Consider the following 14307-nt stretch of genomic DNA (forward strand, 5'->3'; position numbering starts at 1 on the left):
AAATTCCGTACCAGGGTGGGGAGTTCGGCATGGACCGACGCGGTTTCAACCGGCGGATGCTGCTCGGCGGGGCGGCGGTCGCGACCGCCGCGACATCGTTGTCGGCGGCTCCGCGAGCCGTGAGCGCCGCGGACGACGTGCGGACCGCTCCGGCCGGCGGCGAGGTCCGGCACATCAAGCTGTACGCGGAGAAACTCGCCGACGGGCAGATGGGATACGGCCTGGAGAAGGGCAAGGCGTCGGTCCCGGGTCCGCTGATCGAACTCGACGAGGGCGACACCCTGCACATCGAGTTCGAGAACACCATGGACGTGCCGGCGAGCCTGCACGTCCACGGCCTCGACTACGAAGTCTCCAGCGACGGAACGAAGTTGAACAAGAGCGACGTCGAGCCGGGCGGCACCCGCACCTACACCTGGCGCACCCACGCACCCGGTCGCCGCAAGGACGGCACCTGGCGTCCCGGGAGCGCCGGCTACTGGCACTACCACGACCACGTGGTCGGCACGGAACACGGAACGGGCGGCATCCGCAAGGGCCTCTACGGCCCCGTGATCGTCCGCCGCAAGGGCGACATCCTCCCCGACCGGACCTTCACGATCGTCTTCAACGACATGACGATCAACAACAGACCCGCCCACTCCGGCCCCGACTTCGAGGCCACGGTGGGGGACCGCGTGGAGTTCGTCATGATCACGCACGGCGAGTACTACCACACGTTCCACATGCACGGTCATCGCTGGGCCGACAACCGCACGGGCCTGCTGACCGGCCCCGACGATCCGAGCCGGGTCGTCGACAACAAGATCGTCGGTCCCGCGGATTCCTTCGGCTTCCAGGTGATCGCGGGGGAGGGCGTCGGAGCAGGGGCCTGGATGTACCACTGCCACGTCCAGAGCCATTCCGACATGGGAATGGTGGGGTTGTTCCTGGTGAAGAAGACGGACGGGACCATCCCGGGGTACGACCCCCACGAGCACGCCGCGCACGAGCACTAGGAGACGCCGCGCACGGGATCTAGGGGGTCCGGCACAGTTCCTCGCCCACGAGGGTGCTCATGGCCTGCTGCGTACCCTGGCCGCCGTCGCTGGTGACGTATGTCACGGCGGTCCGAGTGCCGTCCGCCGTGACGCCGCCCCAGCTGTGGTAGCCGAGCAGTTCGCCAGGGTGCCCGAAGTAGCTGCCGCCACAGGGCAACGGGAGCTCGCCCAGGCCGAGTCCGTACCTCACGCCGGGTATGCCCAGTTCGGGCGCGGGCACGGTCGCCGTCATCTCGTCGAGCTGCGCCGGAGCCAGCAGACGTCCGCCGAGCAGTGCGGCGTAGAACCGGCTCAGGTCGCGTGTGGTGCTGATCAGTGAACCGGAACCGACGGCCATGCTGGAGTCGAGGACCGTGACATCGATGCTGGTACCGGTGCGGAACGCGGCGTAGCTGTGGGCGTGCGGGCCCGGGACGGACGGGGAGGCGCCGGGTGCACCGGTGTCCTTCAGGCCCAGCGGCCGGATGATCCGGTCGGTCACCTCCTGTGCCCAGCTCCGGCCCGTGGCCTCGTGGATGATCATCGCGGCGAGAAGGTAGTTGGTGTTGGAGTACGACCAGCCGCTGCCCGCGGGGAATGTGGGAGGGTGCCGCAGCGCCAGCCTCACCAACTCCTCGGGCGTGTAGGTGCGCAGGCGTTCGGCCCGATAGCCGTCCGCGCTGTTCAAGGCCGGGATCTCCGGAAGGACGTCGGGGATGCCGCTGGTGTGCTGCAGCAGTTGTCGCACGGTGATCCGGCGGCCGTCGTTGCCGTTGCCCCGGACCACTCCCGGCAGCCACTGCTCGACGGTGTCGTCCAGGGACACGCGTCCCTCGCCGACGAGTTGCAGCACGACCGCGGCGGTGAAGGTCTTGGTGGCGCTGCCGATCCGGAACCTGCCGTTCTGTGGCATCGGCCTGGCGGTGCCCCGCCGGGCCGTTCCGGCGCGCGCGATGTCACGGGTGTGAGGTGAGGTCACCTCGGCGGACACACCGACGGTTCCCGTGTCGTGGATCGCGTCCACCCGCTGTTGCAGCGGATCGGCCGGCCGCGGCTTCGCGGTCGCCGTCGGTGCGGTCGACACGGCGAGGAGGGCCGCGGCCAGTCCGGTCAGGACGAGCCGGCCTCGCCGACGCCTTCCGGGCCCATGCATGATGATTCCCCTTCTGTTCAGGCTGCCCGCACATTCAGGGACCGCTCAGGCTGTGCCCGCGGCTGTTTCGCCCCCCGGGCCGGCGGTCGGCCACCATCCCACCAGCGGAGGGACGATCGGCCCATCCGGCTTTCCCGCCGATGTGCCGATGCGCTGTCCTCAGGGGGTGCCGGGGGCTACCCCCCTTGTCGGGGAGCACGGAGGCTTGCCTCTCGGCCGGTCCCGACCGGCAGCTCCGTTCGAAGAGGGGCCCTAGAAGGCGTCCAGGTCGAACACCGTCCACTCCGTGAACGGTTCTTCCTGGACGTACACACGGCGGCCACGGGACACGAGCCGACGACGGCCGAGCGGGCTGCCGTCGGGGCGGACGAGCCGGCCCTCCTCGACGGCGACGAAGTTCTCGTGCGTGAGGCGGCCGACCACGAGCCGGTCGTGTGCGTCGCCGTAGCCGCCGACGAAGGCCGCCCTGCCGGCGTGCACGGCCAGTCCCTGCGCTCCCGAGACCTGGTTCGCCCGGGCTCTCGCCTCGCGTCCGGGAGCGATCTCCAGCAGGGCGAAGTCGGTGTAGGCGCAGGCCCATGCCGAACGGGCCCCGACGTTGAGCGCGTAGCAGTCGCTGATCTCACCGCCGCCGTGCACCGGGCGGTACGACCACAAGGGCTCCCCGGTCTGGCTCCAGCGCCGCAGACCCGGCCGGGCGAGTTCGTCGTCCCCGTACACGCCCTCGTCGAAGTGGCCCACCCACAGGTCACCGCTCTCGTCGGTGAGCAGATGCTCCACCGCGTCGCCCACGCGGAACGTCCACGAGGGGCGTCCCAGGGCGTCGAGGACCTGCACCTGCTCGTCGCCGGGGCGGCTGCGGGCGTCCGCGACGACGAATCCGCCGTCCGGGAGGGCGTCGAGCAGCGGGAACCGGGCGTGCAGCGGACCCAGCCGGGTCTCGTGGGGCCGGCCGTCCTCGACCGTGACGACCACGGCGTCGTACGGTTTCGCGCGGCGCCCGGCGGGCGGATCGCCGGACAGCAGCCAGTGCGCGCGGCCGAAGGCGTCGACCGTACTGTGCAGGACGTTCAGGTCCCGGTGGGCGCGGGGAAGCCGGGCGTAGGGAGCCGGCGGGGTGGCCGGGCGGTCAGGTGTCATGGGCCTTTCTCATGGTCATGAGGCGATCCTCGGCCCGCCGCGTGCACGGGCGCAACCGGATTCGCACGTGGCGGTGCGTCCCGGGCCTCGGCCGGGCGGATGCGCGTGTGACGCAGGGGTGTTGGGCGGCCTTGGACCGGGCGGATGCAGGCGTGTGACGGGGGTGTTGGGCGGCCTTGGACCGGGCGGATGCAGGCGTGCCACGAGGGTGTTGGGCGCTCCGGCCAGGCGGTTCGACCTCGCGGCCGAGGCCGATTCGGGTGTGCGGTGGGGAGTCCGGACTCCGGACGCGAACGGATCCGGGTGATCGCGGAGCGCTCGCACCGTGTCACGGCGGCGCGGTTATCCTGATCCGCAACCGCCGAGGAGGTGCCCAGAGGTGACCGGGACAGCGTCGCGCCCCACGCTGGAGGCCGTGGCCGAGCGGGCCGGGGTCTCCCGGGCCACCGTGTCACGCGTCGTGAACGGCGGTGACGGCGTGCGGGAGCCGCTCGCCGAGCGGGTGAGACGAGCCGTCGAAGAACTCGGGTACGTGCCGAACCAGGCCGCGCGCAGTCTCGTCACCCGGCGCCACGACGCCGTGGCCGTCGTGATCGCGGAACCGGAGACCAAGGTCTTCGCGGACCCCTTCTTCGCCCTCCAGCTCCGTGGGATCAGCAAGGAGTTGACCGCGCACGACTCACAGCTCGTGCTGCTGCTCACCGAGGGCCGCGACGATCACGCACGGGTCGGCCGCTATCTCGCCGGGGGACATGTCGACGGCGCCCTCGTCTTCTCGCTGCACCTCGACGACCCGCTGCCCGGCCTGATCCACGGCGCGGGCGTGCCCACGGTGTTCGGCGGCCGGCCCGGCTGGGGCGACGGCCCGCGTGACGCCGTACCCGCCGTGTACGTCGACTGCGACAACCGGGGCGGAGCCCGCGAGGCCGTACGGCACCTCGTCGGCCTCGGGCGCACGCGGATCGCCCACATCACCGGTGCCCTCGACCAGACGTCGGCCGTCGACCGGCTGGACGGGTTCCGCGACGTCATGGCCGACGCCGGTCCGGAGCTCGTCGTGGAGGGCGACTTCACGCCCGCGGGCGGCGAGCGGGCGATGCGTGAACTGCTGGAACGCTGTCCCGACGTCGACGCCGTGTTCGCCGCGAACGACCTGACCGCGGCGGGGGCGTTGCGCGTCCTGCGCGAGCACGGGCGGCGGGTGCCCGACGACGTGGCCGTGATCGGCTTCGACGACATGCTGGCGGTCGCCGAGCAGACGGACCCGCCACTGACGACGGTCCGTCAGGACATAGAGGGAATGGGTAGGTTGATGGCCCGGCTGCTGCTGCGCCGCATCGACCGCGGTGTCGCCGAGCCAGGCCCGGAGGACTCGTCCGGCGGCGTGGTCCTGCCGACCGCCCTGGTGCGACGGGCCTCCGCGTAGTCCTGCCGACCGCCCTGGTGGGACCGGACTCCGCGTGGTCCTGCCGACCGCCCTGGTGGGACCGGACTCCGCGTAGTCCTGCCGACCGCTCCGGTGGGACCGGCCTCCGCGTAGTCCTCGTGCGCATTCGGGCGGCGAGCCGACGATGGTGAGCAGCACGCTGCCGCCGCCTGCCGGCCACACCCACCGGGCGATGGTCACGACCGCTCCCCGGGCCCTGTCGGACGTGGTGGGGCGTGCGGGCGCCGGGGATCACCGCGCGGCCCTGGTGACGGCGCCCGCCACCGCACGCGTCACTGCCGGTGCGGGCCCAACTGCCGCAGTACGTCGTCGAGTTGGTCCGCCGTGAGCGGGGGCTCGGGCAGCGGCGCGGAGGCGGGCGAGGCGCGCAGTCCGTCGAGGAGCAGTGCGAGGGGGCGGCGCCAGGCGCCCGCTGCCGTCGCGGCCAGCGCGGGGACGGCACGGCCGAGCGCGGCCAGCGCGAAGAGGAGGTCCTCGGTGCCGAGATCGCCGCGCACCGTGCCCTGTTCACGGCCTCGTCGCAGCAGTGCGTCCACCGTCTCCCGGTTGTGGGCGTGGACGGCCTCCAGCGTGGTGACGCCTTCCAGGCCGGTGGTCATCAGGTCGATGGCGCCGCGGTCGGCGGCCAGCCCCGCGAAGACGGATTCCATGTAGCCCACCAGCCCCGTCCAGGCGTCGGCCGCGCCGCGGGCCCGTTCGCCCGCCGCCATGGTGGCGCTGAGGGCCTCCTCGAACACCTCGTCGACGAGTACCGCGCGACTCGGGAAGTGCCGGTAGAGCGTGGCGTTGCCGACGCCGGCCCTGCGGGCGATCACGTCGAGCGGCGCGTCGAGGCCCTGCTCGGCGAAGAGTTCGCGCGCCGCCTCGACGAGCCGCTCCCGATTGCGCCGGGCGTCGCTGCGTCGTGCCGCACCGGGTCCCTTCCCGTCGACGGTCATGGCCTCACCCTTCGGTAGTACCGGGGAGTACTCCCCGGTACTGATGTTATCGTCGAGCGGAGAAGTGGGGAGTACTCCCCACTTGGGGTGGACGAGGAGCGGTGATGGCGGACACGGCACTGGTGCTGGGCGGCGGCGGGGCGGTCGGCGGAGCATGGATGGCCGGTGTGCTCGCCGGACTCGCCGAGGCCGGAGTCGACGTGTCGGGCGCCGACACCGTCATCGGCACCTCCGCGGGCGCCGTCCACGCGGCCCGGCTCACCTCGGGCGTCGGCCCCGGCGAGCTGTACGGGGGGCAGCTCGCCGGAGCCGACCCCGTCGACGTCGGTGTCACCTGGGGGCAGACGGCACGCTTCCTGTGGGCGGCGCTGGGTTCGCGCGATCCGCGGCGATCGGTCCAGCGCCTCGGCAGGGCCGCGCTGACGGCGCGCACCGGCCCCGAGTCGGTGGTCCACGACACGGTGGGCACCCTGCTGGGCGACGTACGGCAATGGCCCGAGCGGGAGTTGAGGATCACGGCGGTCGACGCGCGGACCGGGACTCTGGAGGCGTTCGACGCCTCCTCGGGACTGACGCTCCTCCAAGCGGTCGCGGCGAGCTGCGCGGTGCCCGTGGTCTGGCCGCCGGTCACCGCGGGGGGCCGCCGCTGGATGGACGGCGGCAGCCGCTCGACAGCCAATCTCCATCTGGCCCGCGACCATCGGCGCGTCGTCGCGGTCGCCCCGATTCCGCGGGCGGTGGGCCCGCACCCGAGTGCCGCGCTCCAGGCGGCCCAACTGGCGGGGCACGGTGCACGCGTGAGTCTCCTGGTGCCGGACCGTGCCGCGCGCCGCGCGATGGGCCGCAACATGCTGGACGACTCTCGCCGCCCGGCCGCCGCCCGCGCCGGCCATGCCCAGGCCGTCGCACTCGCCGAATCCGTCGCCGAGGTGTGGTTCGGCTGACGTCGGTGGGTCGGTGCGGGCAGTGGCCACAGAGGGACCGACCCGTCAGGCTCAGGGAGCCGTCGATGCGTCGGGCCCCGACGGGACCACTCGCGGCGCGCCGGAGCCGCCGGGGCCCGCCGGGATTCCCGACGCGGCCGTCACGTCTGCTGCGGAGCGCTCTTGATCACCGCGAAGCGTGCCCCGTACGGGTCGGCCAGCTTGGCCATGCGGCCCACGCCCTCCATGTCCGTCGCGGGCATGCGCACCTTGCCGCCGAGCTCCTGGGCCCTGCTCACCACGGCGTCCGTGTCCTCGACCTCGAAGTACGGCAGCCAGTACGCGCCGGACTCCGCCTCGGTGGGATCGTCGGCCAGCGGCACCATGCCACCGAACATCGCCTCCTCCTCGGTGCCCGCCGGGTTGATGCAGGTGTAGACGCCGCCCGGATACGGCATCGCCGAGGTCTCCCATCCGAAGACCGAGTTGTAGAACGCGGCGGCGGCCGCGATGTCCGGCGTGTACAGCTCTACCCAGCACAGCGAGCCCGGCTCACCGGCCAGGTCGAGCCCCTTGGTCCGGGCCGGCTGCCAGAGGCCGAACGGCACGCCCGCCTTGTCGGCGAGGATCGCCATGTGGCCCTCGCCCATCACGTCCATGGGCTGCACGAGCACGGCGCCCTTGGACTGCTCGGCCGTCTTGGCCGTGGCCTCCGCGTCGGGGCTCTGGAAGTAGACGGTCCAGGAGGGCGGGCCTTGTTCCGCGGTGGTCTGCATGCCGCCGGCCACGGTCTTCCCGTCGAGCTGGAAGAAGCCGTAGCCGCCGGCATCGGGCCCCGCCGACTGGAACTGCCAGCCGAAGAGGCCCTCGTAGAAGGAGGTGGCGCCGTCGATGTCGGACGTGCCGACATCAAGCCAGTTCGGGGCGCCGGTGACGAAACGGGTGGTGAGCATCATGCCCTCCTTTGAGGGGTCCCGTTGCCTGCTCTGCCGAGTCTGGCACCGCCCACTGACAATCGCCGCCGGGACGCGCACGCCGGGCTCCGGGCGGCCCGTTCCACCGCCGTGGAAGGCCCCTCGAAGTTCGTGCGGCTCAGCGCCCGCCCCGCGCGCCGCCGTGCTCTTCGCGTCGTACGGAGCCATCATCGGAGGCCGTCGGGCGCCTTGGAACGAGTCGTTGATCCCGCGTTGATCGAACGTTTTTCGTCCCGCGGCACGATCATGCCCATGCACTTGGAAACGATCACCGCGGCCGACCTGGACTGGCAGGAGCAGGCCCTGTGCGCGCAGACCGGGGCCGACTTCTTCTTTCCCGAGCCGGGCAGCTCGGTGCGCGAGGCGAAGCGCATCTGCGCGATGTGCGAGATGCGCCCCGCGTGCCTCGACTACGCGCTCAGCAACGACGAACGCTTCGGCGTCTGGGGAGGCCTCTCCGAGAAGGAGCGCCTCGGGCTCCGGCGCACCCGGGAGTGAACCGCGCCCCGTCCACCACCGTGCGGCCGCGCTGCCCGGTGCGCCGCCACGACTGTCGCCGCGGCTCCTCCTCTACGGTGCCGCGCCGCGCGGGCGTGATCAGAGACCGGCCGCCTGCCGTTCGGCGTCCGTCAGCGGGGGAGCGTCCAGCAGCGGCTTCTTCCTGCCGAGTAGGACACGGAAGAGCATGTCGGGGGCGAGGAGACGGGCCGGAGACCGCTCCATGCTCATCACGTCGAGAAGCGCCCGCAGGGCGTGCGGGTTGCGTGCGCCGGCATCCACGGCGCGGTCGATGAACGCGGCGGCCAAGCGCTCGGCCCTGCTGGGCGGCTCGTCGGTGGCACCCGGGTAGAAGGCGTCCTGGCCCACGGCCAGATCCCAGGCCTGACCCACGGGGCGCGCGGCACTGCGTTGAATCCGTCTCGCCGTCGCGGCGGAGGCCAGGTCGTGGTCCGCCAGCACCTGCCGGAGCGCGACGACGCTCTGCGCCGCGGCCGTCAGACCGTGACCGTAGACGGGGTTGTACCCGGCGACGGCGTCCCCGAGCACGGCGAACCCGGCCGGCCAGAGCGGCATCTTCTCGAAGTAGCGCCGCTTGTTGGCCGTGCTCCGTGTGGTGACCACATCGGAGAGGGGCTCGGCCTTCGCGAGGAGATCGCCGATGACGGGATGCGCCAGCAACTGGGCGAAGGCGACGAACTCCCCGGCGTCACGGCTGGGTTGGCCTCCCCTGGTGCCCGCCAGGGTGACGAGCCACTGGCCGTCCTCGATGGGCAGGATGATGCCGCCACGGCCCGGCGGCCGCGTGGGGTCGGCCTGGACGTTGACGATGGGGAAGTCGTCCCCGGCGGCGGCCGGAGCCCGGTAGATCCGGCTCGCGTAGCCGACTCCGGCGTCGACGACCTTCTCCCGTACGGGCGGGAGACCGAGTTCCGTGAGCCAGACCGGCGCGCGGCTTCCCCTGCCGCTCGCGTCGACGACCAGATCCGCCGTGAGGGTCTCCTCGTGTTCGGGACCCCGTACGCGTGCCCCGGTCACGCGGTCGGCGCTGCCTTCGAGGCCGACGAGTTCGGTCCGTTCGCGCACCGTGAGCCCGGGCCGTCTCAGCACGGCGGCGCGGATCGTGGCGTCGAGCAGGTCCCGGCTGCACACGATGTTGACGTGGTGGGAGTTGCTGAACCGCCGGAACCACTGGCCGGAGGGCGCCTTGCTGACCATGCCGGACATGATCGGTACGCGGCGGGCGCCGCGGGCGATCAGCTCCTCGGTGACGCCGGGCAGGAGATCCTCCAGGGCCCGCACGCCGCCGGACCACAGCACATGGGCGTGCCGGGCCTGCGGAAGTCCCTTGCGCGGAGCGGGCTGTTCGGGCAGGACGTCGGTCTCGACGACCGTGACGTGCGCGAGGTCGGAGAGCACGGCGGCCGCGAGCATGCCGGTCGTCCCTCCTCCGATCACGAGCGCGGACGGCCGTGGACCGGACGTTCTCTCAGGCATTGGCGGAAGCACCCTCTCTGTCGGCCGTTCGGCCGTGAAGGCCCCTGGAAGGCAGTAAACGCCAGCAGGGGCGCAGGAGTTCGGAATGGTGCGGATGATGTCCGTCACGGTGACGGCCGTCGGGGGCCGGAGGCGGGCGGACATCGCGCCGGCGGCAGGAGAACCCGGGAGTCGCGGGCGGGGGAGGGGGTGCCGTCTCCGTGCCGTGCCGTCTCTCGCACGGCCGGGCCCGGGCACGGGAGGGCGTCGGATGTGCCGCCTCCTGCTCGGGCCATCGTCACCAGTCCCTTCGGTCCGTACACGGCTCATGATCAGGCCGGAAAGGCCGTGTGCACATCGGGATGACCCACACCACGCGCACTTGTGGCTTTCCCGTGGGGCGCCATCGGGGTATTCGGTGAGGAACCGGTCAAGTCCCCCTGGAGTTACGTCGAGTCGGCCGCGGGACCTGGCGCTCCCGCCGGACGCACCAGGTATCCCGCCCGCCCCGCGCGGTCAGTCGGCGCGGGCGGGGCCGACCGGTTCGAGGAGCCGGCTCTCCGCCGCCGTCAGAGGCGGGCCCGCCAGGGGCCGTCGCAGCGGTCCGCAGGCGAGGGCGAGCAGCATGTCGGGCCACAGCAGACGCGTCGTGCCGGCCTCCATGGTCGTCACCTGCGTGAGCGCGTTCGCGACGTACGAGGAGGCCGCGGCCGTCCTGGCCAGGCGCCCGGAGAGCCGCCTGATCATCCGGTCCGTCGGTGTGGGGGCCTGCTCGGAGGCCCCCGGGTAGAAGACGTCGAGTGCCGTGGCGCTCGCCCAGGCCGCGTCGGCCGGGCGTGCGACGGCCCGCTGCACACGCCGTCCCAGCCTGGTGCCGAAGACCCCGGCCCGTCGCACGTCGTCGCGCAGCAGGCACGCCGCCAGTGCGGCGACGGACATCCCCTGCCCGTACACCGGGTTGTGGGTGGCGACGGCGTCGCCGAGGACGACCAGGCCCTCGGGCCACTGCCGAGCCTGTTCGAAGTAGCGGCGGCCGTTGGCGGTGCTGCGGCTCGTGGACACCTCCGTGAGCGCTGCGGCCCGCTCGATCAGCCGGCCGACCAGAGGGTGGCGCAGTCGCACCGTGAAGGGGACGAAGTCCTGGGCCCGGGAGGTGGGTTCACCGCCCCGTGTACCGCTGAGGCTGACGAGCCGGCGTCCGTCCTCGATGGGGATGAGCGCGGCAGCCTGTCCCGGGGCCGTGCCGTGGGCCGCCTGCACATTGACGACCGGGAAGCCGTCGGCGTGGTCGGGTGCCCGGAAGACGCGGCTGGCGTAGGCGAGTGCGGAGTCGACGCTCCGCTCGCGGATGCCCGTGATGCCGAGCGAGGCGAGCCAGTGCAGGGCTCGTGAGCCGCGTCCGCCGGCGTCGACCACGAGGTCGGCCCGCACGCCCTGCGAGGACCCCCCTGGGCTTCGGGTCCGCACCCCGGTGATCCTGCGGGCGGCGCCGGTGAGACCGACCGCCTCGGTGCCTTCGAGGAGCCGGATCCGGTGGTCCCGCAGGACCAGGTCGCGGACGTGCCAGTCCAGGAGGTCCCGGCCGCAGGCGATCAGATGGTGCGGGGTGGGCCCCTGCCGGCGCCGGAACCAACCGTGCGGCGTGTAGGCCACCATGCCCGAGGTGAGCGGGACCCTGACGGCGCCCGCCGCCGGCCAGCGCTCGGTGACGCCGGGGACGAGCCGCTCGATCGCCTTCGCCCCGCCGGACCACAGCACGTGCCCGTGCCGGGCCTGCGGCAGACCCTTGCGCGGGTGCGGGCCGTGCGGCAGGACGTCGCGTTCGACGAGGGTCACGCGGTCGCAGAACGGGGCCAGTGCGGCTGCCGCGAGCATGCCGGCCGGCCCTCCGCCGATCACAGTGGCACGACGCACATCGTTCACTTCCTTGGCCGGGTCGGTCATGGGCTGTGCCGGGCCGTGCGGCGCGACGGGCCGGCCACCTCTCCTTCACCGAGGGCACCTTGAGGGCCACGACCACGAAGAGCGGCATGCCGGGGACGTGGAACAGCACGCTGCTGTCCACCGCCTACCGGCCCTCCGGAGCGAAGGCCGGGCGGTCCGGGCCCAGGACGCCGGGCGTCGACGGGACGCCCGGCACCGATGAGTCGCCCGGCTCGGACGGGACGGAGCGGGGCGGGTCGGACAGGACACCGGCGTCGGATGGGGTCGTGCCGACTCGTGAGCTCAAGTGGGGGACTTCTCGCCATCCTTGACGGACAGGGGCGACGACTTCGCGGCGTCGGAACGCACCGCCGCGACGACGGGTGAGGTGCGCAGCGTGCGCGCGACGCCCACCAGGGACGCACGCACGGCCGCGACGGCGGAGTCGCCGGGGACGAGCGGGGTCTCCGCTCGGTCGAGGCGGGTGGCCTGGGCCGCCGCCGAGACCATGGCGGCGAGGCCCACGAGATCGGCTTCCGCCCGGCTGCTCCCCGCGGCCTCGGCGGCCGACCGCGCGCACGCGCGGACCGCGTCGTCGAGGTGGGGCCGTACGAGACTCAGCCCGTCTTGGATGCCCGCCTCACGCCGTGTCAGGTGCACGTGCGGAGAGGCGTACCAGGGGATGGGCGCGGCAAGCGAGGAGCGGGGTGACGCGCTGCTGAGTTCGCTCCACAGCGGCCCGAGCCGGCGGTACGCGGCGAGGGCACGTCCGGCCGCGGCCGTCCTGGGTCCGATCAGCGGCAGCAGGAACCCGATGGTGGCGCAGGGCGCGGCCAGGGCCGAGAAGAGCGGGGAGAGGGTGGTGCTGAGCATGTCCCAGTCCTGGCCGCTCCAGTGGGCGGCCACCGCCGCGAGCTTGAGGGAGCTGAACGAGAGATTCAGCAGCCAGCCGAGGCACAGGGTCCACAGGCCCGCGCGCAGCCACCCGTGGACCTGGAGGGCCCAGCGCCAGCACAGCACGGTGGTGACGAGCGCGGCGGTCATGTGCGCCAGCAGATACAGCAGGATCATCTCGCCGATGAACGGTGCCGACGCGTAGTACGTGTCGAAGTCGGTACGGCGTTCCACCGGGGCGTCGCCGAGCAGGAACAGGGCGACCAGGGCGGTGACGACCAGCATGTAGCCGATCCGCCAGCGCCGGGAGACGCGTTGGACGTACTCGGGCGGGCCACCGCGCCAGTGGACGATGAGCAGCAGGCAGGAGGCGCTGAACGCGCTGATGATGACGTACACCAGCAGGCTGGAGGCGTTCGGTACACCGCTGATGCGGTTCACGGCGGCGATGGTCGGGGGAGCCGCGAAGACGAAACCGGCACCTCCCAGGGCGATGACCAGGCAGACGGTCCGTACGAGCGGGTCGCGCCAGGCCTTCAGCAGCGCCGGGAGCTTGACGGCCAGGCACAGCCACAGAGCGGCGGCCGGTATGTAGTAGTCCGAGGAGTCCACGGCTCAGACCTTCCGGCGCCGGTTGCCCAGTGATGCGCTGATACGCCCGGCGATCTCGCCGCGGTCCGGAGGCGTGCCGTCGGGCTCCCCCTCCAGCCAGACGCGGAACCGGGTGACGGCCAGCAGCCCGAACTTCTCCGCGGCGGCTTCCTCGCGGTGGTCGAACTCGGTGCGCGCCGCCACCCTGCGCACCGTCTCGTCGAGACGGGGCAGGTCGGCGCGCGCCGAGAGGAGCCCGCCGGCCACGGTCCGGCCCGGGGCGTGATGGCCGCAGGCGCCGTCCAGCATGTGCCAGACCTCGTGGAAGAAGATGGCCAGCTTGTGCAGCGGGGTGGCCCGTTTGTCGACCACGATGACGTCCCGGTCGGGCAGGTCGAGCCACAGGCCGCTGGCCGTGCGGTACGGGAACTCCTCCTGGAGGAGCACGAGTTCCCGGCCCGTCCGCCTGCTCACCAGATCGACCAGGGCCACGAACAGATCATCCGGCTCCGCCGGCACCGGCAGACCGAGGTCGCCGACGAGCTCGTCGATGAGGCGACGCATGACCTTCGCTTTGCGCACTGTTCTCCCCAAGAACCTCACGTGCGGGGACTCCTCGGCGACGTGCCGGAGTTCCTCGCGCTGTGCCTGCCGACGTCCGCAGAACTGTGCACACCGATGACGGACCCACCCCTGCAACCCGTCGCGTCAGCTTATGGCCGACGCCCACGGCCGGCGGGCCTGAGGGCGGTCAGCCAGCAGGCTATGCCAAATCCGACCTCACTCTGCAGGGGAATTGGCCCGAAGGGAACATCCTGGGGGGCGCCGTGATGCTGATCAAAACTGACAAAAGCTGACTCATGCGACGAGGGAACGGGTGGCCCGCTGGCTGAATCCTGTCGTGCCGCCCCGGTTCACGGGACAGCGGCGGGAAGGCGGCCGGCGCCTGTGCGGCCGCACCACCCCGGACGCGTTCGGAGGGCCCGGCACGACGCCGGGGCCCGCCGGGCGGGCAAGCCCGCTCATCGGTGCGCTGTCCGGGCGCCGCTGTGGTTAGGATCCGGAGGGCGCGCCCGGACGTCGAGCAGAGGCAGACTCGCCGCCTTGGCAAGGCGGATACGCCGGTTCGAATCCGGTCGTCCGGGTGGCGTCCTCCGTCATGGGCCGCGGCGCCAGGCCTGCGGACACGACCGGGGACGGGGTGGTCCCCGGAAGGGGACGAGCGCACACGGGGTCCTGTAGAGCAGAGGCAGACTCGCCGCCTTGCCAAGGCGGATACGCCGGTTCGAATCCGGCCGGGACCACACGGAACACGCAGGACACGCGGGGCG

Annotated in this window: 12 protein-coding genes and 2 tRNA genes; 6 read left to right on the forward strand and 8 right to left on the reverse strand. The window is 72.5% G+C overall.

The genetic code is table 11. The features are described from left to right. Positions 1-29: 29 nt before the first annotated feature. Positions 30-998 carry a multicopper oxidase domain-containing protein gene (locus BKI49_RS32245; protein ID WP_095937828.1) on the forward strand — a complete coding sequence of 323 codons (969 nt, stop codon included), beginning with the start codon at positions 30-32 and terminating at the stop codon, positions 996-998. Positions 999-1017: 19 nt separating this feature from the next. Here BKI49_RS32245 and BKI49_RS32250 read toward each other — a convergent pair whose 3' ends face one another. Continuing rightward, positions 1018-2172, reverse strand: coding sequence for a serine hydrolase domain-containing protein (locus BKI49_RS32250; protein ID WP_095937829.1), 1155 nt, complete (start codon positions 2170-2172; stop codon positions 1018-1020). Positions 2173-2424: 252 nt separating this feature from the next. Next, entirely contained in the window at positions 2425-3312 is an 888-nt protein-coding gene (locus BKI49_RS32255; protein WP_095937830.1) for an SH2 domain-containing protein, read from the reverse strand. Between the two features lie 379 nt (positions 3313-3691). Here BKI49_RS32255 and BKI49_RS32260 point away from each other — a divergent pair, with 379 nt between their 5' ends. Then, entirely contained in the window at positions 3692-4738 is a 1047-nt protein-coding gene (locus BKI49_RS32260; protein ID WP_095937831.1) for a LacI family DNA-binding transcriptional regulator, read from the forward strand. 293 nt (positions 4739-5031) lie between these two features. On the opposite strand, the gene BKI49_RS32265 is transcribed toward BKI49_RS32260, so the two are convergent. Next, complete coding sequence (locus tag BKI49_RS32265; protein ID WP_095937832.1) at positions 5032-5697, reverse strand: TetR/AcrR family transcriptional regulator; 666 nt, start codon at positions 5695-5697, stop codon at positions 5032-5034. A gap of 104 nt (positions 5698-5801) precedes the next feature. On the opposite strand from BKI49_RS32265, the gene BKI49_RS32270 reads away from it, so the two are divergent. Then, a complete protein-coding gene (locus BKI49_RS32270; protein ID WP_095937833.1) occupies positions 5802-6641 on the forward strand; it encodes a patatin-like phospholipase family protein in 840 nt (279 codons plus the stop codon). Between the two features lie 140 nt (positions 6642-6781). Here the strand turns inward: BKI49_RS32270 and BKI49_RS32275 are convergent, their stop codons facing one another. After that, the gene (locus BKI49_RS32275) at positions 6782-7573 is read right to left on the reverse strand and encodes a VOC family protein (RefSeq protein WP_095937935.1); all 792 of its coding nucleotides are present in this window, start codon (positions 7571-7573) and stop codon (positions 6782-6784) included. 273 nt (positions 7574-7846) lie between these two features. On the opposite strand from BKI49_RS32275, the gene BKI49_RS32280 reads away from it, so the two are divergent. Continuing rightward, positions 7847-8092 carry a WhiB family transcriptional regulator gene (locus BKI49_RS32280; RefSeq protein ID WP_095937834.1) on the forward strand — a complete coding sequence of 82 codons (246 nt, stop codon included), beginning with the start codon at positions 7847-7849 and terminating at the stop codon, positions 8090-8092. Between the two features lie 99 nt (positions 8093-8191). Here BKI49_RS32280 and BKI49_RS32285 read toward each other — a convergent pair whose 3' ends face one another. The 4 genes from BKI49_RS32285 to BKI49_RS32300 all read right to left on the reverse strand — a co-directional run bounded on the left by BKI49_RS32285 (position 8192) and on the right by BKI49_RS32300 (position 13540). After that, a complete protein-coding gene (locus tag BKI49_RS32285) occupies positions 8192-9589 on the reverse strand; it encodes an FAD-dependent oxidoreductase (RefSeq protein ID WP_095937835.1) in 1398 nt (465 codons plus the stop codon). 495 nt (positions 9590-10084) lie between these two features. After that, positions 10085-11482, reverse strand: coding sequence for an FAD-dependent monooxygenase (locus tag BKI49_RS32290; RefSeq protein WP_257005044.1), 1398 nt, complete (start codon positions 11480-11482; stop codon positions 10085-10087). Between the two features lie 312 nt (positions 11483-11794). Beyond that, positions 11795-12997 carry an MAB_1171c family putative transporter gene (locus BKI49_RS32295; RefSeq protein WP_095937837.1) on the reverse strand — a complete coding sequence of 401 codons (1203 nt, stop codon included), beginning with the start codon at positions 12995-12997 and terminating at the stop codon, positions 11795-11797. Positions 12998-13000: 3 nt separating this feature from the next. Continuing rightward, positions 13001-13540, reverse strand: a complete 540-nt coding sequence (locus tag BKI49_RS32300) for a toxin-antitoxin system, toxin component (protein ID WP_095937936.1) — start codon at positions 13538-13540, stop codon at positions 13001-13003. Between the two features lie 509 nt (positions 13541-14049). Between BKI49_RS32300 and BKI49_RS32305 the strand changes: the two genes are divergently transcribed. After that, positions 14050-14121 (forward strand) — tRNA-Ala (locus BKI49_RS32305). Between the two features lie 87 nt (positions 14122-14208). Further along, positions 14209-14280, forward strand: a tRNA-Gly gene (locus BKI49_RS32310). Positions 14281-14307 lie beyond the last annotated feature (27 nt).

The organism is Streptomyces sp. Tue6028 (assembly GCF_002300165.1).
Lineage (GTDB): Bacteria > Actinomycetota > Actinomycetes > Streptomycetales > Streptomycetaceae > Streptomyces > Streptomyces siamensis.